Source organism: Janthinobacterium sp. PC23-8, from assembly GCF_002250505.1.
Lineage (GTDB): Bacteria > Pseudomonadota > Gammaproteobacteria > Burkholderiales > Burkholderiaceae_D > Janthinobacterium.
Genome location: NZ_NJGY01000003.1, coordinates 708,438 through 732,568, shown reverse-complemented (window position 1 = coordinate 732,568; position 24,131 = coordinate 708,438). Strand labels below are relative to the sequence as shown.

Annotated in this window: 18 protein-coding genes; 6 read left to right on the top strand and 12 right to left on the bottom strand. The window is 60.9% G+C overall.

The window, feature by feature from the left end; all coding sequences use genetic code 11:
* Positions 1-158: 158 nt before the first annotated feature.
* Positions 159-2,426 carry a carboxy terminal-processing peptidase gene (locus CD932_RS22860; protein ID WP_094445077.1) on the bottom strand — a complete coding sequence of 756 codons (2,268 nt, stop codon included), beginning with the start codon at positions 2,424-2,426 and terminating at the stop codon, positions 159-161.
* Positions 2,427-2,959: 533 nt separating this feature from the next.
* Between CD932_RS22860 and CD932_RS22855 the strand changes: the two genes are divergently transcribed.
* Together CD932_RS22855 and CD932_RS22850 are read left to right on the top strand one after the other, a co-directional pair.
* Positions 2,960-4,930, top strand: a complete 1,971-nt coding sequence (locus tag CD932_RS22855; RefSeq protein WP_176461098.1) for a methyl-accepting chemotaxis protein — start codon at positions 2,960-2,962, stop codon at positions 4,928-4,930.
* Between the two features lie 57 nt (positions 4,931-4,987).
* Positions 4,988-5,260, top strand: a complete 273-nt coding sequence (locus CD932_RS22850) for a DUF2007 domain-containing protein (protein ID WP_094445076.1) — start codon at positions 4,988-4,990, stop codon at positions 5,258-5,260.
* Between the two features lie 72 nt (positions 5,261-5,332).
* Here the strand turns inward: CD932_RS22850 and CD932_RS22845 are convergent, their stop codons facing one another.
* Complete coding sequence (locus CD932_RS22845) at positions 5,333-5,905, bottom strand: TetR/AcrR family transcriptional regulator (protein WP_254926723.1); 573 nt, start codon at positions 5,903-5,905, stop codon at positions 5,333-5,335.
* Positions 5,906-6,061: 156 nt separating this feature from the next.
* Here CD932_RS22845 and CD932_RS22840 point away from each other — a divergent pair, with 156 nt between their 5' ends.
* Positions 6,062-7,657, top strand: coding sequence for a methyl-accepting chemotaxis protein (locus tag CD932_RS22840; RefSeq protein WP_094445074.1), 1,596 nt, complete (start codon positions 6,062-6,064; stop codon positions 7,655-7,657).
* Positions 7,658-7,735: 78 nt separating this feature from the next.
* Here the strand turns inward: CD932_RS22840 and CD932_RS22835 are convergent, their stop codons facing one another.
* Positions 7,736-8,284 carry a thymidine kinase gene (locus tag CD932_RS22835; protein ID WP_094445073.1) on the bottom strand — a complete coding sequence of 183 codons (549 nt, stop codon included), beginning with the start codon at positions 8,282-8,284 and terminating at the stop codon, positions 7,736-7,738.
* 116 nt (positions 8,285-8,400) lie between these two features.
* Entirely contained in the window at positions 8,401-9,237 is an 837-nt protein-coding gene (locus CD932_RS22830) for a hypothetical protein (RefSeq protein ID WP_094445072.1), read from the bottom strand.
* A gap of 109 nt (positions 9,238-9,346) precedes the next feature.
* On the opposite strand from CD932_RS22830, the gene CD932_RS22825 reads away from it, so the two are divergent.
* Together CD932_RS22825 and CD932_RS22820 are read left to right on the top strand one after the other, a co-directional pair.
* Positions 9,347-9,790 carry a DUF2939 domain-containing protein gene (locus CD932_RS22825; RefSeq protein ID WP_176461097.1) on the top strand — a complete coding sequence of 148 codons (444 nt, stop codon included), beginning with the start codon at positions 9,347-9,349 and terminating at the stop codon, positions 9,788-9,790.
* 299 nt (positions 9,791-10,089) lie between these two features.
* Positions 10,090-10,302: a hypothetical protein gene (locus CD932_RS22820; RefSeq protein WP_094445069.1), complete on the top strand. Its 213-nt coding sequence runs from the start codon at positions 10,090-10,092 to the stop codon at positions 10,300-10,302.
* Between the two features lie 6 nt (positions 10,303-10,308).
* On the opposite strand, the gene CD932_RS22815 is transcribed toward CD932_RS22820, so the two are convergent.
* Positions 10,309-11,712 (bottom strand): HD-GYP domain-containing protein, encoded by a 1,404-nt coding sequence (locus CD932_RS22815; RefSeq protein WP_094445068.1) that lies wholly within the window; start codon positions 11,710-11,712, stop codon positions 10,309-10,311.
* Between the two features lie 489 nt (positions 11,713-12,201).
* On the opposite strand from CD932_RS22815, the gene CD932_RS22810 reads away from it, so the two are divergent.
* Positions 12,202-14,493 carry a TonB-dependent receptor gene (locus CD932_RS22810; RefSeq protein ID WP_094445067.1) on the top strand — a complete coding sequence of 764 codons (2,292 nt, stop codon included), beginning with the start codon at positions 12,202-12,204 and terminating at the stop codon, positions 14,491-14,493.
* A 166-nt stretch (positions 14,494-14,659) separates the two neighbouring features.
* On the opposite strand, the gene tssA is transcribed toward CD932_RS22810, so the two are convergent.
* The 7 genes from tssA to CD932_RS22775 form a co-directional block, all read right to left on the bottom strand.
* Positions 14,660-16,204 carry a type VI secretion system protein TssA gene (gene tssA / locus CD932_RS22805; RefSeq protein WP_094445066.1) on the bottom strand — a complete coding sequence of 515 codons (1,545 nt, stop codon included), beginning with the start codon at positions 16,202-16,204 and terminating at the stop codon, positions 14,660-14,662.
* An 18-nt stretch (positions 16,205-16,222) separates the two neighbouring features.
* On the bottom strand, positions 16,223-20,104 hold the full coding sequence (locus CD932_RS22800; RefSeq protein ID WP_094445065.1) for a type VI secretion protein IcmF/TssM N-terminal domain-containing protein: 3,882 nt from the start codon (positions 20,102-20,104) through the stop codon (positions 16,223-16,225).
* Positions 20,101-20,781 (bottom strand): DotU family type IV/VI secretion system protein, encoded by a 681-nt coding sequence (locus CD932_RS22795; protein WP_094445064.1) that lies wholly within the window; start codon positions 20,779-20,781, stop codon positions 20,101-20,103. The genes CD932_RS22800 and CD932_RS22795 overlap by 4 nt, the downstream gene beginning before the upstream one ends.
* Before the next feature lie 6 nt (positions 20,782-20,787).
* The gene (tssK, locus tag CD932_RS22790) at positions 20,788-22,167 is read right to left on the bottom strand and encodes a type VI secretion system baseplate subunit TssK (protein WP_094445062.1); all 1,380 of its coding nucleotides are present in this window, start codon (positions 22,165-22,167) and stop codon (positions 20,788-20,790) included.
* Positions 22,168-22,182: 15 nt separating this feature from the next.
* A complete protein-coding gene (gene tssJ, locus CD932_RS22785) occupies positions 22,183-22,917 on the bottom strand; it encodes a type VI secretion system lipoprotein TssJ (protein ID WP_176461096.1) in 735 nt (244 codons plus the stop codon).
* A gap of 20 nt (positions 22,918-22,937) precedes the next feature.
* The gene (locus CD932_RS22780) at positions 22,938-23,663 is read right to left on the bottom strand and encodes a hypothetical protein (protein WP_254926722.1); all 726 of its coding nucleotides are present in this window, start codon (positions 23,661-23,663) and stop codon (positions 22,938-22,940) included.
* 70 nt (positions 23,664-23,733) lie between these two features.
* Entirely contained in the window at positions 23,734-24,129 is a 396-nt protein-coding gene (locus tag CD932_RS22775) for a DUF4150 domain-containing protein (RefSeq protein WP_094445057.1), read from the bottom strand.
* Positions 24,130-24,131: the final 2 nt, after the last annotated feature.

The window sequence follows — 24,131 nt, the reverse complement described above, 5'->3', positions numbered from 1 at the left end:
CTGAATCTATTTTCTTGGAGGAGAATAGAGGAGACAAGTGAAGTATGCTGCATCGCGGCATATTATTCCAATTGATTGTTGGAATGATAGAAATACGCAAACCAAATAACTGTCAGTCCCGGCCCGGCGACAAAGCCGGGGCCGGATGTTGTACGGCCTTACTTCGCCGCCGCCACCGGCGTCGCCTTGGTATCGGCGCCATACGGCAACACCTTGGCCGCCATCCGCGTATCGCCCTTGATCAGCGCTACTTCGTCGGCCAGGATGCGCACGGTTTCGTTCAGCAGCACGTCTTTCGCGCTCTTGGCGGCCGATTCCGCATCAAGCTCGGCGCTCAGCGCGCGCTCGTCGCCCTGCAAGCCGTCGTCGGTACGCAAGGCGCCCTTGACTGCGGCAATCTGCCTGGCCGTCTTGGCGTTGGCTTTCGCGCCTTTCAGGATATCTTTCGGATCCTGGATCACCACCAGGTCGTCGGCCGGATTCGAAATCTGCGCGATCAGGCGTTTTTCACGGGCCTTGGCGCGCGCTTCCTGGGCGTCGCGCTCCTTGCGGCGCACGGTTTCATTGAGCGACAGCTGGTTTTCCTTGCGCTGCTTGACGACCAGGGCGATGTCATCTTGCAAGTATTGGAAGTCCTTGTCCTTGGCCACGCGCGCTTCATGCTTTTTGTCCAGCAAGGGCACGATTTCCTTCAGGTCGCCGGTCGGCGTGTAGGGCGCCGGTTTGATCGAGACCCACGGCAAGGCGTTGTCATAGCTCGATTCACCGAAGTTGTCGGTGTCCGACATGGCCGGCAACTTGATGTCGGGCGTGACGCCGCGCAACTGCGTGGTGCCGCCGTTGATGCGGAAGAATTGCGCCACCGTCATCTTCAGTTCACCCAAGCGGGCCTTCTCGCTGCCGCCAAAACGGTCGAGGTTGATCAGGGTCTGTACGGTTCCCTTGCCGAAGCTGCCTTCCCCGACCACCAGGCCACGGCCGTAGTCCTGGATGGCGGCGGCAAAGATTTCCGAGGCAGAAGCCGAGCCACGGTTGATCAGCACGCCCATCGGGCCATCCCAGGCCAGGCCGGCGTTGGTGTCGCTTTCGATATCGACCTTGCCTTCGGCGCTGCGCTGCATGACCACCGGTCCCTTGTCGATGAACAGGCCCGTCAGTTCCACCGCTTCGATCAGCGAACCGCCGCCGTTATTGCGCAAGTCGATCAGCACATTGTCGACCTTTTCCTTCTTCAGTTCGCCAAGCAGGCGGGTCACGTCACGCGTGGCGCTTTTATAGTCCTTGTCGCCGCGCCGGCGCGCTTCGAAGTCCTGGTAGAAGGTCGGCAAGGCAATCACGCCGATGCGACGCTTGACGCCGTTATCGCGCACTTCAATGATCGATTTCTTCGCCGCCTGCTCTTCCATGCTGATTTTCTTGCGCACCAGCGGCACGATGCTGTGCTTGGCGTCCGGGCCGGCGTCGGCCGGCAGGATGTCCAGGCGCACCACGGAATCCTTGGTGCCGCGGATCAGCTGCACCACGTCGTCGATGCGCATGCCCAGCACTTCGGTGATGGGGCCGCTTTCGCCCTGCCCCACGCCAACGATGCGGTCGCCCACTTTCAGCTTGCCCGACAGGCCGGCCGGGCTGCCCGGCACCACTTCGCGCACCACCGTATATTCGTCGCGCGTCTGCAGCACGGCGCCGATACCCTCCAAAGACAAGCGCATGGCGATATCGAAGTTTTCCGAGGCGCGCGGGCCCAGGTAATTGGTATGCGGCTCGATCGACATGGCGTAGGCGTTCATGAAGATCTGGAACACGTCTTCATTGTTGAGCTTGCGCGCGCGCGTGGTGTAGCTTTCATAGCGCTTGTCGAGCGTCTCGCGGATGGCCTTGTCTTCCTTGCCGGCCAGTTTAAGGCGCAGCCAGTCGTTCTTGACGCGCTTGCGCCACAGGTCGCGCACTTCGTCGTCACTTTTAGGCCAGGTGGCCTTTTCACGGTCGAGCTGATAGCTTTCATCAGTCGTGAAATCGAATTTGGTCTTCAGCAGTTCGCGCGCATAGGCCATGCGCTCGTCGAAGCGCTGCTGGTACAGATTGTAGATGGCGAACGGCGCCGTGAGGTCTTCGCCGCTGATGGCATCGTCGAGCCTGGTGCGCAAGGGCGCGAAGCGGTCGATATCGGCCTGCACGAAAAACAGCTTCTCGGCGTCGAGCGACTTGAAGTAGCGGTCGAAGGTTTTTTCCGACATCGCATCGTCGAGCGGGGTTGCCTTGTAGTGATAGCGCGACAGCACGCGCGAGGCCCAAAGGGCGGCTTGCGTTTGCTGGGCCAATGGCTTCATGACGGGCGGAGGAGCGGCGCTCTTGTCGGTCTGGGCTGCGCCAGCGTGGGCTGACAGCGCAAGCGCCAGGGTGACCAGGATTAATTGCTTCTTCATCGGCTTCTCCGAAAATTGGTTAAATCATTTACTGGCGGCGCCCCGGATCGTTGATCGCTTGCGCCAGCCACTACGACTGTAAAACAGGGGGATGTCACGACTGGTCTGGCTGTAATTCTACAGGATACACAGAGCCAGTCTCCGATGGAATATCAGTTTCTTCCCGGAAGCTTAAGCGCGCGTTAAAGACAATGTCGGATTCATTACAAACTGAAACATTCGCAAGTGCATGTCGCCTGCGGCAAGGCCGGTTTTCACCCGCGACAGGATCTGGCAAGCGCGCCAATATTAATCAACACTTATTGCATTCATTGACCTTTATCATTCCACGTGGAAACAAAATGTGCTTATCGTGATATCATGCCGCTGCCCGCCTGTCTACACAGCCGCCGGCCAGTCCCACCCCTTTTATCCAGCATACAGCGCCACTTGCACCTGCGTTTCCTCCGCTTGCCCTTGCCTGTTTTTTGATCGGCAAGATGTGTCGCGCATGGGCCGCGCGCAGCCATTTTGACTTTTTAAACCTACAATCTATGCAGAAAATTTCCATTCATCCCCGGCACTGGAGTGTCGGCGGCAAGATCACCGTGTTTACGTTTGCACTGGTGAGCCTGATCCTGGCCAGCCTGACGACCCTGATGAGCATGCGCACCTCGCATGTGCTGGAGCAGCGCGCGGCAGCGGCGGTCAACAGCGAACTGGGCAGCGTCATGACCACCACCGAGGTATTTCATACGGCCATGGTCAATGAAGCGGCCAGTTTTGCGCGCCTGTTCGCGAACGAATTCCCGGGTCCCTTCACGATTGATAGCGCCACCATGGTGGCGGTGGCCGGCAAGGCCACGCCGCAGCTGTCCAATGGCGTCAATGTCCTGAACCTCGATACCTCGCTGGTCGACCGCTACACCGCGCAAACCGGCGTGATCGCCACCATTTTTGCCGCCAGCGGCGACGAATTCGTGCGCATCAGCACCTCGCTGAAAAAGCAGGATGGCGAACGGGCCATCGGTACCGAACTCGACCACAGCCACCCCAGCTACGCCCTGCTGCGCGCCGGCCAGAGCTATGTCGGCATGGCAACCCTGTTTGGCAAGCAATACATCACCCAGTATGATCCGGTGCGCAACGCCGCCGGCAAGGTGGTGGGGGTGCTGTTCATCGGCCTCGACATCACGAAAAATCTGGCGATGCTCAAAGAGAAGATTCGCCAGGTGAAGATCGGCCAGACCGGCTATATCTACATCATCGACACAACGCCCGGCGCCAACTATGGCCAGCTGGTGCTGCACCCGAACAGCGAAGGCAAGAGCGCGCTCGACTTCAAGGCCAGCGACGGCCGCCTGTTTATCCAGGACATGATCGCGCAGAAAAACGGCGCCATGCGCTACACCTGGACCGCGCCCGGCCAAACCGCTGCCACCGCGCGCGAAAAGCAGCTGTACTTCCGTGAATTCAAGCAGTGGCGCTGGATCATTGCCGGCGGCACCTTCACCGATGAAATCACGCTCGAAGCGCGCCAGATGCGCAACCAGCTGGCCATCTCGGGCCTGATCGCCCTGCTGGTGTTTGCCGTGCTGCTGTACTTGCTGGTACGCAAGCTGATCGCGCGTCCGCTGGGGCTGGCCGAAGCGGCCGCCGAACAGATCGCCGGCGGTGACCTGACGGTGCACCTCGACACCAGCAGCGAAGACGAAATCGGCCGCCTGCTGCGCGCGCTGAACCATATCAGCGACAACCTGTCGAAAGTGGTGGGCCAGGTGCGCAGCAGTTCAGGCCAGATCGCCACCGCCTCGGGCGAAATCGCCAGCGGCAACCTCGACTTGTCGAGCCGCACGGAACAGCAGGCCAGTTCACTGGAAGAAACCGCCGCCTCGATGGAAGAACTGAGCTCGACCGTGCGCCAGAACGTCGACCATGTGCGGCAGGCCAGCAGCCTGGCGCAAACCTCGTCGAGCCTGGCGGCCGAAGGCGGCGCGGCGGTGGCGCAGGTCACCAGCACCATGGAAGCGATCCGCAGTTCGTCGGGCAAGATCACCGACATTATCGGCGTGATCGACGGTATTGCGTTTCAAACCAATATCCTGGCCCTGAACGCGGCGGTGGAAGCGGCGCGCGCCGGTGAACAGGGACGTGGCTTTGCCGTGGTCGCCACCGAAGTGCGCAACCTGGCTCACCGCTCAAGCGCGGCGGCGAAAGAAATCAAGGACCTGATCCAGGCTTCGTCCAGCACGGTCGACCTGGGCCATGCGCAAGTGAGCCAGGCCGGCGCCACCATCGACAAGGTCGTTGACAGCGTGCACAAGGTCAGCGCCCTGATGGCGGAAGTGGCGCAAGCGAGCCAAGAGCAGCGCAGCGGCATCGACCAGGTCAACCAGGCCATCGCCCAGATGGACCAGGTGACCCAGCAGAACGCGGCGCTGGTGGAAGAAGCGGCGGCCGCCGCCGATGCGCTGCAGGAACAGGCGCATGAAATGGAAAGAGTCGTCGGCGTGTTCAAGCTGTAAACGCGATAACGACCCGGCAATGCTAAGATCGAAGCACAGCCACTGCCGGGAGACTCCATGCACGACGACTACGTTTTGATTGCCCGCCTGATGATCCCCACCGACGCCCACGTCATCCGCGGCTGCCTGGCCGCCGCCGGCATCGACGTGCTGCTGACGGACGACCAGCACATGCAGGCCGACATGCTGTTGGCCGCAGCCATCGGCGGTGCGCGCATCCTGGTGCGCGAGCACGATGTGGCGCGCGCCAATGAGATTCTTGCCGCGTTCGAGCGCGGCGACCTGGCCTTGTCGGATGATGCCGATGTGGGCACGCCGGTCGCTGAATGACAACTTGCACTGAAAGTGATTAAATGGCAGCAGGCGGACCGGGCGATCATCCATTGAAGGATCTACTTCATTTCATCTGGCCGATGCGGCAAACTGCTGCTCGACCAGCATCAGCAGCGTTGCCTGCATCTGTTCCTTTTCCACCGCCGAGAACTGGCGCACGCCCAGCATTTCGAGCAGCACAAAGCCATCGAGCGCAGTCCATACGGACAAGGCCAGGCCAGCCGTATCGGCCACACGCGCCAGGCCGTCCAGGCCGCTGTCATACATGGTCCTGACCGGCCCCATCAAGGAGGGATAGGTCGATGCCGCCGCCAGCAGATTGGCCATGACTTTCTTTTCCTGCGGCCCCATGGCAAAAGCGTAATGGATACGGGCAATCAAAAACTTCTTGAGCGCCATGCGGGCATCGAGCATCGGGTCGACACAATAGGCATGCAGGCGCAGCCGCATGCGCTCGACCAGCGCGTGCAGCAAGACTTCCTTGGACTTGAAGTGATAGATCAGCCCCCCTTTGGTAATGCCGGCGCGCGCTGCGACGCCATCGAGGGTGACATCATGCACGCTACCTTCGGAAATAATGCATTCCAATGCATCGAGAAGCGCATCGCGATTGCTGGCACGCGCGCCGTGAGCTATGACCATTGATAGAGGGGGCAAGTAGTAGTGCGTAATTCTACTATGCATGCGGCTGCCTAACAACGCTATCACACCCAACAATATTACTGAACACTATGCAACTGTCATTTCCTTTGGTTAACAGTGTACTATACGTACAGTATAGTTAAAAAAGGTAAGGTAATGAAATTGAAGTTGAAAACCCGGTTAATGCTGAGCCTGGGATTGCTGACCGTGTTGTCACTGCTGATCGGCGCTACCGGCATTGCCGGCGTTAAAAGACTCAACCAGAACATGGTCGCTACGCTCGAGATCAACAACCCCGAGATGCTGTACGCAGTGCAATTGCAGGTGTCCATCCAGGACCGCCTGATTGCGGTGCGCAATGTCCTCCTGTTTACCGATCCGCAACTGGTGGCGCAAGAAGTCGAACGCATCAGATTACAGGAAGCCATCTACCGCGACGCTTATCTGAAACTGGGGCGGATGTTCGAGCTTGAGCAAGGCACGACCGAAGAAGAAAAGCGCCTGTTTGCGCAACTCGGGGAATATGAAGCCGCAGCGCTGCCTGCATTCAATGCAGTGCTGGAGGCCGCGGTGAACAATGATGTCGAACGGGCGGTCCATCTGGCGCTCACCGACCTGCGGCCAAAACAACGCAAATGGACAGGCGCCGCGGTAGCCTTGAAGGACAAGGAAATCGCACTGAACCAGCAGGCCAGCGTCGAGGCGAAAAGCAATGCATCGACCATCTATTCGACGATATTGCTGCTGTCGCTGGCCGCCCTGGTGGTGAGCGTGATCGTCAGCATCCGTCTGACGCGCAGTACCATGAAACAGCTGGGTGGCGATCCCGATGACGCGCAGGCCATTGCCCGCGAGATCGCCAATGGCAACCTGGCATTTTCAGTCAATACCTTGAATGTGCCGAGTGGCAGCCTGATCGCCTCGCTGGAACAGATGCGCATCAGCCTGAACCTCATGGTAACCGAGATCAAAGGCTCGGCAGACGCCATCGCCAACTCCGCCGGCGAAATCGCCGAAGGCAATAACGATCTGTCGCGCCGTACCGAAGCGCAAGCCGCCGCGCTGGAGGAAACGGCCGCCAGCATGGAAGAAATCACCTCGACCATCGGCAACAACAGCAACAATGCGCTGCAAGGCCAGGTCGTGGCGGAACAGGCATTGCACAGATCAAATAGTGGCGGCGAAGTCGTGCAGCGGGTGCTTGCGGCGATGAACAAGGTGTCCAGTGGCAGCAAACGCATGACGGAGGTCATCTCCACGATCGAAGGCATCGCTTTCCAGACCAATATCCTCGCGCTCAATGCGGCCGTCGAAGCGGCTCGCGCGGGCGAACAAGGGCGTGGCTTTGCGGTGGTTGCCAGCGAAGTGCGTGCGCTGGCACAGCGCTGCGCTGCTGCGTCGCAAGAGATACGCGGCTTGATCATGGGGTCGGCATCCGACATCGATATCGGCTCGGCCGCCGTGCAGGAAGCCGGGCGCTCCATGGCCGAGATCACGCAATCGATTTCCCACGTGAGCGGTATCATGCGTGAAGTGGTGACGGCCTCGGTGGAACAGCGCGCTGGCGTCGAGCAGGTCAACTCGGCCATTATCAGCATGGACGATGTCACGCAGCAAAATGCCGCCCTGGTCGAGCAAGCCACCGCCGCCGCACATGCCCTGGCCAACCAGGCCACAGGCCTGCGCGCCACCGTGGCGCGTTTCACCGTCGGTACGCCGGACAAGCCACAGGCAGTGGCGCTGCTCAATTAACCTGGTCGCCTTCACGAACATGTACGCCATGTTCGTCGGTGCGAATGTTTCTCAGCCCTGGACCGGTGCTACGCAGGCTTAGGAGTAAAAACAGCGGCCGCACGCCTGGCGGTACGACTCATTGCCGCCAATACTGATCTGCTCACCTTCCTTGATGCGGCGGCCCTGCTCGTCCACGCGGATATTCATGGTGGCCTTTTTTCCGCAGGTGCAGATGTTCTTCAATTCTTCGATATCGTCGGCCAGCGCCAGCAGATAGGCCGAGCCGGGAAACGGTTCGCCCTTGAAGTCGGTGCGCAGGCCGTAGCAGATGACGGGCACGCCCTTCACTTGCGCCAGCTGATGCAATTGCTGCACCTGCCGGGTGCTGAGAAACTGCGCTTCGTCGACCAGCAGGCAGGCCACTTGCGCAATATCAACCAGAAAATTGGTGTCGGCGTCGAAAATATCGACCACTCTTTGCGGCCCCAGCCGTGAAGTGACGCGGCCCACGCCATAACGGCTGTCGATGGCGGCCGTGTACAGGCGCACTTGCTGGCCCTGCTCTTCATAGTTGTGCGCGACCTGCAACAAGGCCGTCGACTTGCCCGCGTTCATTGCGGAATACCGGAAATAAAGTTTTGCCACTGCTGCCTGTCCTGTCTGGAGTCGATTTGCCACGTGCCGGGAGGCGCCATTATAAGTCCGTTGGCAGCGTTGCGACAGCCTCCGTTGAAGCGGCGCATATTGGCGATGCGGTGTAATCAGGAGCCGTCGATCAGCGCCGCAATCCGCTGGTTCAGCTCCCTGTTTTCCGCCTGCAACTGCACATTGCGCTGCTTTAACACCGCCAGCTCGCCGCGCAAGCGCTCCACTTCGCCCGGCGCCTGCGCCGCAGCCTCCGCCCACGGCTCATTGCCCGTTTCAGCGGTATCCTGGGACACATGCGGCGTCTTCGGTTCGCGCGGCGGGCGCGTGGCGGCACGCTGTTCGCGGATCTCCTTGGCCGCCTGGCGCAGCAGCTTCTTGCCGCCGGCCACGGCCGCCACCTGTTCTTCCTGCGGCAAGGACGCCACCGTGGCCGCCGCATTGATGGAAATCGTGCCCGAACGCACCGCTTCAACCAGCTCCGGCGTGGCCGCCTTCTGGATTTTTTCGATCTGGCTGATCTGGTTGCTGGAAAGGCGCGCGGCCCTGGCCACGTCTTCGCGCGTGCTCATGGCCGGCTTGGGCGCAGCTTCGCCGTCCGACGCATCGGCGGGGGCCGGCGCCGGGCTGCGCGCGGCAACGATTTCTTTTTTTCGCAGCGCCAGCACGCCGCGCTGGAAATCCGACACGCTGCGCCGCGCCAGATGATTGTCGATCATCCACAGCATCACGTCGTCGAGCGACTCGAAGCTGCTGTTCTGGATGGTGTTGAAGTCGATGTTGTGCTTGCGGCAGATGGCATAGCGGTTGTGGCCGTCGATCAGCACGTCATTCCACAGCACCAGCGCATCGCGGCAGCCTTCGGCCAGCAAGCTGCGCTCGAGCGCCGCGTATTCGCTCTCGGTCAGCGGGTCCACATACGACTGCAGCACCTGATTGATAATGATATTCATGGAGTCCTCGGTAATGCGGCGCTTGGCGCGCGCCGGCACGCATGCTACACCATCTGCTGCGCCTCACCGGGTAAAATCACGGCCGCTCCCATCATTCCAAGACCGAGACATGAAAAGAAAGCACACCGTCGCGGCGATTTTTACCGTAGCCGCCGTCGGCCTGACCTATGTCAGCCCGTATATCGCCATGTACCGCATCAGCATGGCCGCCCGCTCGGTCCGCACGGCCAGCCTGGCGCAGCAGGCCGATCTGCCGGCACTGCGCGCCAGCGTGGCCCGGCAACTGCGCGCGGCCGGCGATGCGGGCAGCGAGGATGAGCTCGGGCAAATGCTCGACGCCATCGTCTCGCCGCCGGGCCTGACCTTGTTGATCATGCACGGCAAGGAAGGCATGGACGGCAGCCGCCACGATTTCCGCCTGTCTTACCGTTCCTGGAACGAGGTGGTGCTGCGCCGCGCCGGCGCCGGTGATGCGGCGGCCAGCTTCGTGCTGCGCCGGCGCGGCATGCTGGAGTGGCAGCTGGCGGACCTTGGCCTGCCGGCCGATTTGTGATCGCCGCTGGCTAAGTAAGTACGCATAAATTCTTGTGGATTCTGACTTCCATAACCGGCGCTCTGCGGCGTTGCCCGCTGCTAGCAGTGCTCGCACTGCGTCGCAGCGGGCGCCTTTGCGGGAGTATCGCCTTGCAAGGCGATACCGTTGCGCAGGCGCGGGACAGGTCCCGCGAATTCCCTGCTCCGCCATCCGGTTCTGTTCGTCATAATTTCACAATAATTTCTTGGTACTTACTTAACACAGGAAATCGGCACTGGCTGCTATGATCTGATTTTCAACTTTGCATCGGAGGCAGCATGTCGGACCTGGTACAACAAGCATTGGCCCATGCGGGCAAGACGACGGCCACGCCATGGGTGGTGACACTGGTCGGTGGCGAAAAACTCACGGGGCCGATCACGCCGCTGGCCGAGGGCTGCTACGCCATCGGCCTGGGGCAAATGAAGTATTTTTCCAGCGACAAGGTGGCCTGCCTGAATGTCTCGGGCGCCGGCGCCTTTCCTATTTAACGGTCATCAGGCGGCCAGCGGCACCGACGCTGGCGCCGGTGCATCCAGTTCCGGCAGGCGCGCCAGCGCCGCCTTGAGCGCTGCGAAACACGCGGCATCGATCGCCGTGCCCACCGTCTCGGCCATGATGGCTAGCGCCTTCGGGATCGGGATCGGTCCCCGGTACGGCCGGTCGGCGGTAATGGCGTCAAAGATATCGGCGGTGGTGATGATGCGCGTTTCGAGCGAAATGGCAGCGCCGGAAATGCCGCGCGGATAACCCTTGCCGTCGAGCCGCTCATGGTGGGCGGCCGCCACGATGGCCAGTTCGGCAAAGGCGTCGATGCGCGACAGGATCTTTTCCGTATAGCCCGCGTGCAGCTGCACCGCCAGCCACTCGTCGGCATCGAGCTTGCCGGCCTTGTCGAGCACGCTATTGCTGACACCGAGCTTGCCCACGTCATGCAGCAAGGCGCCGCGCTTGAGCCAGCGCCGCCGCTCCAGCGACAGGCCCATCGCCTCGCCGATCATGTCGGTGTACAGCGCCACCCGTTCGCTGTGGCCGCTGGTGTACGGACTTTTCGAGTCGACCACCTGGCCAAAGGCTGCGGCGATATCGTCGAGGTAATCTTCATCGACCGGCACGATATGCGCGGCCGGCTCCAGCAGCGCCACCGCCGCACCGATGGCTTCCGAGTCCAGCATGGACCAGAATTCGCGCGAATCGGCGACCCGCTCGAAGGCAGCGACGAGCTGCGGATCGAACCAGCTGCCGGCGCGATGGCGCACTTCCGCGCGCGCCGCCCGGGCGCCGTCGGCCGTGTGAAACACATCGATCACCTGCGCCATCAGCGCGATGCGCGCGAACAGGGGAATGTCTTCACCGGCCAGTTTGTCGGGCTTGCCCTGGCCATTGTAGTGCTCGTCGAGGCTGTAGATGCCGGCCGCCACGCTTTCAGGGAAACGCAGCAGGCGCGCGATCTCGGCGCCGCGCTGGCAGCGCGTGGCCACCAGCTCCTGGGCGATGCGCGGGCCGTCGCGCAGGATCGTCATGACAGTGCGGAAACGTTCGGCCAGGCCGGCTTTGAGCCCCGTGTGCTTGAGCACGAATTTGAGTACCTGCGGCAGGCTGTCGCCCACTGTCTTGTAACCTTGCTTGAAGGCCAGATCATCGGTCAGGTACAGCTCGCAGATGCGCGCCGCGTTGCTGCTGCAGCCGAGGTCCTTGAGCAGCAGGGTGTAATACAGATTCCACAAGTCGTCATCGCTCATGCCGATCTCGCGGCCCAGATGCATGCCGATCCAGCAGCAACGGATGCAATGGCCCTCCGGCTGCCCTTCGGTAATGTCCAGCGCCTGGCTCAGGGCGGCAATCAGTTCGGACAGCTTGATGCTGCTGGCAGGGAGCGAGGTGGCGTTTGAAATTGACATGATGGAAATATAAATTTCTTTATTGAAATTATTTTCTATTCTACGCGATGTGTTGTCACACTGCAGCGGGGTCACGCTTCAGCCGCGCCTCGCTGGCCGCGCCTCGCGCAACGCAGCGTGAACACGGCAGGCCGGATGACTTTCAAGACAGGAGTATGTGGCATCGCAGCAACATTCAACGCGGTGCCTGCCCGCTGCGCCAGTTGTTGTTTTTTTGTTGTAAAGTCCGCCGCGCTCGCCATGCAAACCACCGTCCAGGGGCAAAACGCCGCGCTTGGTCCGGCCGCGCAAACGCGTCCGCTCCCCACTATGCATCAGCCTGCCGGCAACGACAAATACGATTTTATTGGTGGATTCAGAGGAAATCGCTATGAATTGCTCTCAACCAAAACTGGTTCAAATAGCAAAACTTTCCGTGATAGCATGATTTCAATGTCGGCCCAGCGCCGTATGTTCCCTCCCCAAACCAGACCAACAGGAGTTGTTTTGATGATGACACAGCACGCAGGCGTGGTACGCCGCACCATGATCGCCCTGGCAATTACCGCCGCTTTTCCGCTGCAGGCCATGGCCCAGGAAGCGGCGCCAGCGGCCGCCGAGACGCCCGCAGCCGTCCCTGCGCCCGCCCCTGCCGGCGCCGGCCAGCTCGAAACCGTGATCGTCACCGCCCAGCGCCGCGCGGAAAACATCAAGGACGTGCCGATGTCGATCGCCACCCTGAAAGGCGACAAGCTCGACGTGCTGACCGCCGGCGGCGCCGACATCCGCTTCCTGAACAGCCGTTCGCCCAGCGTGTCGGTCGAGTCCGACTACGGCCGCACCTTTCCGCGCTTCTATATCCGTGGCCTGGGCAATACCGACTTCGACCTGAACGCTTCGCAGCCGGTCGGCCTGGTGATGGACGACGTGGTGATGGAAAACGCCATGCTGAAGGGCTTTCCCGTGTTCGACGTCGACCAGGTGGAAGTGCTGCGCGGCCCGCAAGGCACCTTGTTCGGCCGCAATTCGCCAGCCGGCGTGATCAAGTTCGATTCGGCCAAGCCCGTCTTCAAGACGGAAGGCTACCTGAGCGGCGGCCTCGGCAAGGATGGCCTCAAGAACGTGGAAGGCGCCTTCAACGTGCCCGTCAGCGATACGGTGGCGCTGCGCTTTTCGGGCCAGACCCAGCGCCGCGACGACCGCGTGCATAATCCGCGCCCGACCGGCACGCGCGACTTCGAAGGCTATGAAGACAGCGCCGCCCGCCTGCAGGTACTGGTCAAGCCCACGCGCGACTTCAGCGCCCTGTTCAATGTGCATGCGCGCAACCTCGACGGCACCGCCACCCTGTTCCGCGCCAATATCCTGAAACAAGGCGGCAACGACCTGGTCGACGGCTTTGACTACGGCAACTATCCGACCGACGGCATCAACCGCCAGCACCTGAAAACCAAGGGCGGCAGCATGCGCCTGAAATGGGACCTGCCCGGTGTCACCCTGCACTCGATCACCGGCTACGAAAAACTCGATTTCTTCAGCCGCGCCGACGTTGACGGCGGCTATGGCGCAGTCTACGCGCCGCCGATGGGCCCCGGCTTTATCCCCTTCGTGGTGGAAACAGCCGACGTGATCCCGAACCACAAGCAGATCTCGCAGGAGTTCCGCGCCGAGTCGAGTGCGAAGGGTCCACTGCAATGGATAGGCGGCCTGTTCTACTTCAAGGAAGACATCCGGATCGACAGCATCAGCTTTGACAGCCTGGCGCCTGGCAATCCGCAAAGCCCGAACTACGCCACGCAAAATCAAAGCTCGAAGTCCTACGCGGCCTTTGGCTCGCTCAACTACACGGTGTCGGACGCCTTGAAACTGCGCGCCGGCGTGCGCTACACGCGCGATGAAAAGGATTTTTCCGCCAAGCGCGTGGAAGCGACCACGGCCGGCCCCTTCCCCCTCAGCGACACTTCGCACAATGTCAGCTGGGACCTGAGCGGCACCTATGTGCTCACGCCATCGACCAATGCTTATGCCCGCGTCGCCACCGGCTACCGCGCGCCGTCGATGCAGGGCCGCCTGAATGGCCTGGCGGACCGGCCGTCGTTTGCCGGCGCCGAAAAAGCGCTGTCGGTCGAGGCCGGCATCAAGCAGGATCTGTTCGACAAGCGCGCACGCCTGAGCCTGGCAGTGTTCGAATATCGCGTGAAAGACAAGCAGCTGACCGCCGGCAGCGGCGCCGTCAACATGAACCAGCTGATCAACGCCGACAAGGTCACCGGCCGCGGCGTGGAACTGGACTTCCAGGCCAACCTCAGCGATTCGCTCAGCATGACCCTGGGCGGCAGCTACAACCACACGCAAATCCAGGACAAGAGCCTGTTCGTGCAAAGCTGCGGCAATGCACAGAACAACCCGGCCAGCGGCTGCACCGTCACCGATCCGGTCGGCCCTTTCCGCGGTACCGCCTATATCGACGGCAACCCGCTGCCGCGCGCACCCGAATGGCAGGGCAACTTCACCTTGAAATACAGCATTCCCGTCGCCAACGGCGAGTTCTACGCCTACACCGACTGGGCCTACCGCACCAGCTACAATTTCTTCCTGTATGAAGCGAAGGAATACAAGGCCAAGGAGTTGCTCGAAGGCGGCCTGCGCGCGGGCTACAAATGGGACCGTTATGAACTGTCGGCCTACGGTCGCAATATTACCAACCGGATCCAGGCGCTGGGGGCGATCGATTTCGACAACCTGACGGGCATCATCAACGAGCCGCGCACCTATGGGGTGCAGTTCAAGGCAACGTTCTGATCGTGACAACGCAGCCTGAACTTTTCAGGCTGCGACCAGACATCGAGGTAATGTGTTGATCCCGCTGCGAGGGACAAGGGTCGGTGGTGGCGCTCAGTAGCGCAGCAAGCTGCGAAGGAGCTCCCATATCATTCGCGGCCAGGGTCGATGCATGACCATCCGGCGGTCAAGTCACCAGGGCCACCATTGCGCCAGCATCAAGCATGGCAATACGCTGCAGCAAGGCCTCGCACTGCCCTTTTCTGTCATCGTCGGTGGCCAGCACCATATAGGCGGCTTGCAAACCGGCCAGTGTCAACACCGGATCCCATTGCGGCAGACGGGCCTCGTCGATCTCGGCGATCAATGCCAGCGCCAGGGGCTGCAGATGGGCACCGGGACGCTCGGCTTGCAATAAGCCGCAAAGCTGTATGCGCAATTGCAGTCGCTGGGTCGGCGTGGCGCTTTCTGTTATGGCTTTCTGCACGCTGCGCACAGCCAGGGCGAGCTCGCCACCAGCGGCCTGAGCGCGGGCCTGGGCGATGATTGACGCAACCGTATTGTCGCTGGCCGGAGCCGCAGTGCTGGCGCCGCCAGTGAGTGTATCTATCCATTGCAAGGTGGCACCATTGGCCATCGGCATGCCGCCGGCAAAAGCAAGCTGGGAGATACGGGGGAAACGCGTCAGCAGCCAGCTCGTGGCGCCGCTCACTTCACGCCGGGCCGGGGCATACAGTTCACCCATCCGCTCGAGCGCCTGGGCGGCGATGCAGTTGAGGTCCAGCCAGAATGGATAATTCTCCAGCTGCGCCTCGGTAAAGCGCAGCAAGTCAGCATCAGCCTGAAGAGTGAGCAAACTGTTGAGCGCCTGCTGCAACTGAGGAATCGGTCCTGCCAGCATCGTTGCGCCGCCCTGCTCGGCCGGCAATTGTTCGATGCCGCCCCACGCCGCCATGCGTTTGAAGCGATAGGCAGATGGTGCGGCCAGATCGGCTTCGCCCATATAGGTCGCCATGTCCGCCAATCTTTGCAGTGCGTCAGCACCGGCCTGCTGGGCCGCATCGATGGAATCGATGGCCACATTGGACAGCCCCGCCGGCGCTACGCTATGTTCAGATGCATGGGCCAAGTCTGACGCAGGTTCATCTGCAGCCCCGGCAACAGGTGGTGCCACGACTTCCTGCACCGCGACGGTAGTCAATTGAGAGAGCACGCCGCGCAGCGATGGTGCCTCCGGATCTTTCTCGGCCAGCAACGTATCGAGTGACTTGAGACGCGTCTGCAGTTCTGCGATCAGTTCCGGTGATTGTGGGGGCAAGCTCGACCAGTCACTTTCGTCGCCGTGCACCTTGATCCGCTCCAGCAACCATTGCACCGCGTTGCGGCGGGCCCGGGCCCGCGCTGGCGGCGGATAAAGCGTTTTCCAGTACAGCGCAGTCATGTCGTCAAGCAAGCTTATTCCCACGAGCAAGCCTGGCAAGCCACTCGTTTGCAACAGCCCGCCTGCAAGATAGCAGCCGACCAGCAAATCCTTGCCCTTGCTTGCCGTGAGCGAAGCCGCCAGCCGCACCACTTGCTCCCAGTCCACACTGTCGGTGGCGGCCGGATTCGACATCTTGGCGATCTCGTTTTGCAAGCGGTCGAACTCATCGTCTTCGCGGACATCCGCGCCACTCGGTTGTTCCGTGCTGACGGGCTGCTTGCCAAGTGCGGCGTAGTGAGAAATATCCATGCTTTTTTTCTTCAATCTTCAGTCACGTTGGCGGTTTTTATGAACAGGCGTCGACACTGCGCTGCCGGCAATGGCACCGTCTGATGCGACCTCTTTATCTACCAGCGTATTGATGATCGCCTGCATGTTCTGCGAACGGTCCTTGAGCGCATCCTGCCCCCAGCAGACACCAATCTGCGGCGGCAAGAACAGTTCGGTCGAAGGTGGCGAGCCGGAGCTGTACGGTATCTGTGCCGCCAGTTTTTGCGCGATGCTGTCCTGGGCCTGGCGGGACTGGCTCTGTTTTAGCGTTTGCAAGGCACGCTCGAGTTCCTTTTGCTGTTTGTCGATGCTCTCAAGCTGCTGCACCTGTTGCAGGATGGCGTCCTGGCCTTGGAAGTTGTAACGCAATAGCAATTGCTTCACGCCCAATGCCTCCAGGCCTTCTTTGGCCGACGGGAACTGACTGGCATCGAATTGCCGTGTTCCGGTATGAAAGTCACGCAGAAAGTCAGGCAGGCCCATCGTGCCTGCATACTTTTTACTGACGACCAGTGCACCGATCTTGATCTGCAGATTGACATCACCACACTGCCCCACGGTCCAGGGAAAGCTGGCGCTGACGGGGAAGTTATAGTTCTTCAATTGCTGTGCCCCGGCCGCGCACTGGATGCTGAGTACTGTTTCAAACGGCTTGGCTCTGGCGCCCCCATTGACGCCGGTCGGTTGCGCCGTGATGCTCAGTTGCGTGACCAGGGCCTTGAGCGCCGCAGATTTTTTTTGCAGCTCCGCGAGGCTACTTTCCAACTGCGCCTGTGTTTGCTGCACTTGCAATTGCCGTTGCTGCTCCTGCAATTGCTGTTGCTGCTGCTGCACTTGCAGGGCCTGTTTGTCGGCGTCCTGATTCTGCTGCGTGACCAATTGCGTCACCCGCTTGTCGACTGCCGTATTGAGCATGGGCAGGAAGGCCGCCGTAAACGGCACGCTGTGGCCCGAGGTTTCGACCACCCGGAAGCGATGCGCGTCACGCGTCAGGAAAGGCTTGCCAATACCGTCTGCAAACGCCCATACCGAGCCCTTGGCGCCATATAGCTGATCAATCATCGCCGCCTTGTCTGGTACCGTCTGCAAGGGCCACTGCACCTGTGCCTGCCAGTTCTTCTGCAATTCGCAGGAAGCCTGTTGTTCGATATAAGACAAGGTGAAATTGAGCGGCCCTTCGATGAGCTTCCACACCGCATCGGCGTCGGCATCCTGGTGGCCGATCAGTTGTTTCAACTGCACCAGGGTGCCGGTGGCAATATAGGCTGCCGCCGGATCGTTGCCAAACTGATGGAACTCGGCTGCCAGTTGATAAGCCTGGGCCGTACCGCTGACCGCAGTGGCCGCCATCCGGTTGATTTCATTCTGGTACCTGGCCAAAGTATCGACCGCCGACAGGTTGCCGCGTACGATGCTTGTGCCGCTGGCCGGGCCGCTGGCCAGCGTTTGCGCGACGGCATTGCCGCCGACCGTGTTGATCGCATCGAGCACCTTGACGGTGGCACCGCCTACGCTGGCACGGGCAGACTGTTCACGCAATTGCTGGAACTGCCGCGCCAGCAGCAGCCAGCCAGGCAAATCCTTGTCCGCCTCCGTACGGAACTCGGCGTTGAGACGGTCAATCACGCGGTAATACGGACTTTGCGAACCGACAATGCCACCCAGGGCGCTGCGCCATTCGACTTCTCCCCGCAAGGAGCTTTCAGCGGAGGCGAAATTGACGATGAATTTCTGCCAGGCCAGCATGCGTTGATCGCGATACCAGGCTTCGAAGGCTGCGCGCCGCACAAGGAACGCTGGTGCGTCAGCAACCGCCGCCTGCATCTCGTCCAGGAAAGCGGCGATCTGCAACTGACCGGCGTGGGTATAGCTCGCCGGCACCGAATCGCTATTGTTCGTCTCTGCCGCCCTGCTTCCGCTCCAGAAATCAGCCGCATTGACCCTGCCGTTGATGCCATCGGCCTGTACCAGTGCGATCAGCCAGCGCATCTGCGGATCAACGTAGGCGACGCGCTCAAGCAGAGCCTGGTCGGCCACGGTCCGTTCATTGAGGAAGGGATCGCGAGCCGGCATCCATGCCAGATAGGACAGCAGCAACTGCTGCAATTGCAAATCGAACTGCACACTTGCACGGCCGATATGCAGCGGCGACGGCATTTTCTGCAAGGCATGACGGTCTGCACCGTGCTCGCGTGCTTGCATCAGGTTGATGCCGCGTACCAGATTGCGTATCATGCCGGGCAATTGCTGCCCATGGTCGTCCGGTTCCAGGCGGGTAAAATCCTGCGGCCTGTCTTGCAGCGCCGACGGCAGGATGTATTGGCGAAAATCGTTCACAAAGCTCTGCTTGAGCCGGCTGTCGAGCTCGCCGATATTGGTCGCTGCCACCATCCATCTGTTCTGCCAGCTGGCATTCCTTTGTTCGATCACCAGCAGGAGATCGTTGACCTCGGCCAGCATCGCTACATCGGTCGCAATGACACCGCGCAGTGGCGGATGAAAGGGGTGTTGTTCGCGTACCAGCGTCAGCGTTTGCAGGTTGCCAATGAAGGAAAGACTGAGCAGGATGGCAAGGGCAATACTGATCAGTAACCAGGCCGCCACGCCGATGTTCCGGGTTAGCTTGCGCCAGCGATTGAGCACCGCCACCGGCCGCGACACATGACGGTCCTGCGGCAGAATGCTGCCGAAGAAATCATGCAGGAACAGTCCTGCATGGGACCCGGGATGCGCCGGCACCGGTGGCAACTGGGCCCCCATCACACTTGACACCGCCCCGCCCTGCTGCATGCCACTGCTGAAAAACAGGCCGCGCAGAAAAGGCCGCTCGAGGTAAGGATTATCAGCCAGGCAAGCATGAACAAACATTTCCAGACGCGGTTGCAGATTCTGCAATTCTGCAGGAAACAACAACAATGATGGGTCCACGACCGATTCGGCAGGGCTGGCTGTCACGCCAGCGCGTCCGACCAGGGCGATGCGCAGTTGCCGCAGGCGTTCGCCTATGCTGCCGAATGCACTGTCGAGGAAAGCGGCTTCGCTTTGGCTGCCGTCATCCGACAGATATCCCATCGCCTGTTCCAGCGCCTGCTCCGGCAATTGCAGCGCCCATTGTTCCAGACCGTACAACTGGTCGCACTTGGTCACCAGTACATAGACGGGAAACCGCTTGCCGAACATCTGTATCAACTGCTCGATGCGCGCACGCACCACCCGTCCTTCTTCGACCAGACTGTCTTTGTCCAGCGTATGGAGTCTCTCGGTGCTGATGGCCAGCACCAGGCCATCCAGACCTTCGCGCGGACGGTAACGCGCCAGCAGATCGAGTCCAAGTTCCCATTCGCGGCGGTCGCTCTCGGCATCCTGGGCATCGACATAGCGGCCGGCGCTGTCGATGACCACCGCCTGGTCGAAGTACCACCAATCGCAGTTTTCCGTCTGCTGCACCACTGCGCGCTGGCTGAGCTTTTGGATCGGCGAGGACAGCCGTGCCCGTGTCAGTGCCGTGGTTTTGCCGGTGCCGGATTTGCCGATCACCATGAACCATGGCAGGACATACAAGGCATTGCCGCGCTGCCTGAGACTGGAACCGCGCAAGGTCGCCACGGCGGCTTTCCATTTGCCACGCAACAGCGATTCCGGCGAGGCCGGACTATGGCTGTGCAAGGCCCGGCTTTGCTGTGCCAGCTTGCTGCGCGAGCGCATGACGATCCAGCAGCGCCGCATGAGCTTGAGCAGGAAATACAAGCCAAGCATGCCGCAAAACATGGCCACCGCTACCCACAGCGGCCACGCCATATACAGCGCAAGGCCCCAGCACGACAGCCCGAGCAGGCCCAGCAATAGAACGAGCAAGAGAAATTTTCCAAAAGTCTTCATAGTTTTATCTGTGCCAGCAAGGCCTCGACCGATTGCCAGATGATGATGTAATAGACACAACACAGCGCCAGCAGCGCCGCTAGCGGAATGAGCAAGGCTTTCAATGTCAGTGCGGAGATCGGCCAGCGGCGCTGGCCTCGCGTGTGGCGTACATCGGCTGCGGGTGCCGTGCCGTAGCCGTCAGGAAACAGCAACTTGCCGGCGGCGCCCGGCAAACCATCCTCACCCTGCAACAGCAATTCCAGGCTGGTGCGGCGGATATCGGCCAGCGCCTTCTGGTTGCGGTCATACCCGTAGCGGCCGGAAAAACCCAGTCCCAGGCAGAGAAAATACACTTCGCGCACACCCAGCTGGTTATTGCGCAACACTTCCAGCCGGCTATAAAACGCCACCCCGGCATTGCTCACGTCGAAGTAGCGCCGTTGCAGCAAATGGCGCTGCCATTCGGTGTTGCCGGGCCAGTCGGCAGCCAGAATCGCCTCATCGGCCCAGGCGGCCACGGCAAACAAGGCGGTTTCGGTATCATCGTCAAGATGGCCGGCATCGTGCGCAGCGCTGCGCGCCTCGGCGATGGCCGCGTCCAGCTGCGCCGACAACACCAGCACGTCCGTGGCCGGCTGGCGCTGGAACTGACGAATCCGGGTCAGCAAGGGAATAAAGCAATCGACAAGTTTCATAGCAACTTACTTTCTGAGCACCACAATTTCGGCCTTCATGTCTGCCGGCGCATCGGGCCATTGCAGCGCGATACTGCCCTGGCGCTCCACCGCATACCACAGCTGGCTCACCTGCTCGATACGGAAATAATAGGAATGGGCGCGCCGCGGCAAGCCCTGCGGCGCCGTCGCCATGTGGATCAGTTCCAGCCCCGGCAGCGCATGGGCGATGAGCCCGGGGATGTCCTCGCCGGTGGCCAGACGGGCGTCGCGCAACAGCGTATCGACCGGATCGTGCTCGCTGCGCACCACCAGATAGAAGCGATTGCGGCGATCGAAGAAATTGTGCGGTAAGGCGCAGACATGTTGACCATCCTGGTATTGCAGGACCGCCAGAAATTCCGGCCCGACCGTAATGTCGTTGAGCAGACTGCTGATCAACGCATGGGCGCGCGCGAAGCAATGATGGAGATCGACATGATCGTAAGGCGGCAGACCGGGCTTGCCATCGGCCGCTTCGCCCAACATGTTGAAGCGCTCGGAAAACGAACTCAACTCGCCCACCAGCTGGCGCAAGGCGCCATACGCGAGCCAGGGATGCACCTGCGGCGTCTCGGTCAGATGATAGAGATAAGGACTGGCCCGGTTCAGTGCGCTCAAAGCCAGCAGGAACACGATGTAGCTGGCGTCGAATTCAGCTTTCTGCAATTCTCCCGGACTCTTGTATTCCTGCAATTGACGTGCCCTGCCGGCCAGCTCGTCGCGCACATCCTTGACCACCCGCAGCAAGACCGGCGAGCCGCTCATTGCATAGCAAGGCGGAATGAACTTGTCGTCCAGGCGAATACTGTCGCCCTCGCGCACCAGGCGCGCAACGGGAATCAGATCATAGCCGCCCAATTGCGCCACTTCGCTTTCAAAAAACACCTTGAGCACATGCAGCAAGGTACGCACTTGCGCCACGGGCCCGTCCGAATACAAGTCCTGCACCTCGGGCGGGTTGTCCAGCGAGGCATAGCGAGTCGTGGCGCCGGCCGCTTCGTGCAGTGAGGCCGCCAGCGTGGCATTGGGTTCTTGCGCGCTCAGTTTTTTGAGCCCCAGATAAACGGTAAACGGCTTGTCGCCTTCCACCCAGCTGCTGTCGAAAGAACGCGGCGCGATCGCGGCATTGCCGGGATATTCTATATAGCTGCGCTCGCCAAAAAGCAGTTGTGCCTGCTCAATTTCTATCGTGCGGTTGGCAACCGCCGCCGCCGACAAGCTCAGCGCGCCGACGCCCCAGAAATGCGGCAAGCCGGCCTCCATCAAAGGCTTGTTGCGAAATTGCCCATGCAAGTCAGCTATCTGAAAATGCTGAGGCTGCATGAACATGCCTTGATGCCAGTAAATTGCTTGTTTGTCGTCCATGTCGTGCCAAATCTCTCAGTTATTCGATGTACGGGGTAACGGTGCAGAACAGCACAGGTCGCTGGCATCGAGTTTGATTTCAGTGCCGTTGGAAGTCGGCGGTTGCGGCGCGGCCGGTTTTTCCCTGGGGGCAGCGGCGGCCGGCGTTTTTGCATCGACAATCGCATTGGGGCCAAGCGTCATGCGCACGGTCAGCGGCTTGGGCACAACGCTCCAGGTGGAGCTCAGCATGCCCTTGCTGGCATAGGTCACGGGCACTTCGAACAGGCGCGCCGAAGCCGGTCCGAGCATATCGTAATAGCCTGCCACCACACCGACGAATCGGGCCTTTTGCACCCTGTCGATCATCAGGATGACGTGCTGTCCCGGCTCCACCACATAATGGCTGTACTGCAAGAAGACATCGTTGCCGGGTGTGCCGCCCAGACTCTGCGCCAGCGCCGCCGGATCGGCGATGAGTTTCTGGAAGACGGCGCTGTCGGCCATCTGATAGACACCCAGCAGCAAGGTATGCGGCTCACCCTGGTAGGTGTTGAGCTGGAGCTGCGCCGTCGCGTCCAGCACGATGCCTTCTTTGGCATAGTCCCAGACGACCTCGGTGAACGCCTGTTCCCGCGTATTGCCACCCATCATGGAATTGACAGAAGCGCAGCCCGGCAGGCTGCCGACCATGGCCGCCACAGCCGCCACATGCACCCAGCCTGCCAGAAGGCGCTGTTTGCGCCGCAGGTTTGTATCGACAATTTTCATCACGTCCTTGTTAGCGGGTCTCAACATAGTGCAATCACGTTTGCCTCGGCCTGACTTTCTTCGGCGTAGGGCATGAACAGCAAGGACTGCGGACAACCCTTGACGCGCACATAGCAGGAATGCGCGGCATCGATCTGATTGCGCACCGCCCAGGCCCTGTACTCCATCGCGCCCACCTTTAGCTGCAGGCCTTGCTGGGCAAACTCCAGCACACTGCGTTCAGGCAGCTTGCCGCTGGCACCGACCGCCTGAAAAGTAATCTCTGCCCCGCCTCCGCTGATGCCGCACACGATACCGTCCCAGTTGCCGGCACGCGGGCCGAGCTCGAACCATTGGCCGAGCTGTTCGTCGCCCAGGACGCTGAATCGATAGTCCGGCGCCAGCGCCTTGCCCGCCATGTTGGCCTTGGCAACAATCTTGGCGGGCCAGGCGGCAGCAGCCTCGTCGAGTTGCAGGCAGTGCGTCAGCAAAGACGGCAAGTCTGCCGCTTTGTCGCGCCACAGCAAGGCCACCGGAAAGCCCGCGCCGCGCAGTTCGCGCAGCGAGGTGCATAACAAAGACAAGCCATAACGCACGCCCGGCTTGGCCAGCTCGGCCTCATCGGCGAGAATCAGCCAGACATCGGCGCGGTCGGCGAGCAGCGTATCGAGTGCGGTGCGCCACGCCATCTGGTCCGGCGCATCGGCCCAGAAATGGCCTTTGACCTGCAAACCGTAGCGTTGCAATACTTGAGTGACGGCCGTCACACGCGCCTGGTTTTTTTCCAGCGAGGTAATCCAGATTGTTTTCATGCTTCTCTCAATTTTTTCGCTGCCATCAGCTCATGATCATCACAATGTTCTGGCTCGGTGCCAGCACGGAACCGATGGCATTGCCGTCGTTGTGTTTGGTGGGGTCGCCCAGACGCACTGCCATATTTCCTTCCAGACTCACCGTCATGCTGCCCTGGGTAAATTCTGCCGGTCCCATCTGCTTGGCGCTCGCCACGCCGCCGGCAACGCCGGCCTCGTCGCCGCTGCTGATGGTGATTTTGGACGCCATGGTCAGCGCCGGCATGCCCGTGATGAAGACCTTTTCGGTGGCCGGATCGCCCATCATCGGCATGGCGATATTCGGGTACGGCAAGGGCACCGGTGGCGCCGGCGGCGCTGGTGTCTTGCAGACATCGGCGGCGGCCAGGCATTGGCCGTCCTGTTTGGTTACTGCATACATGG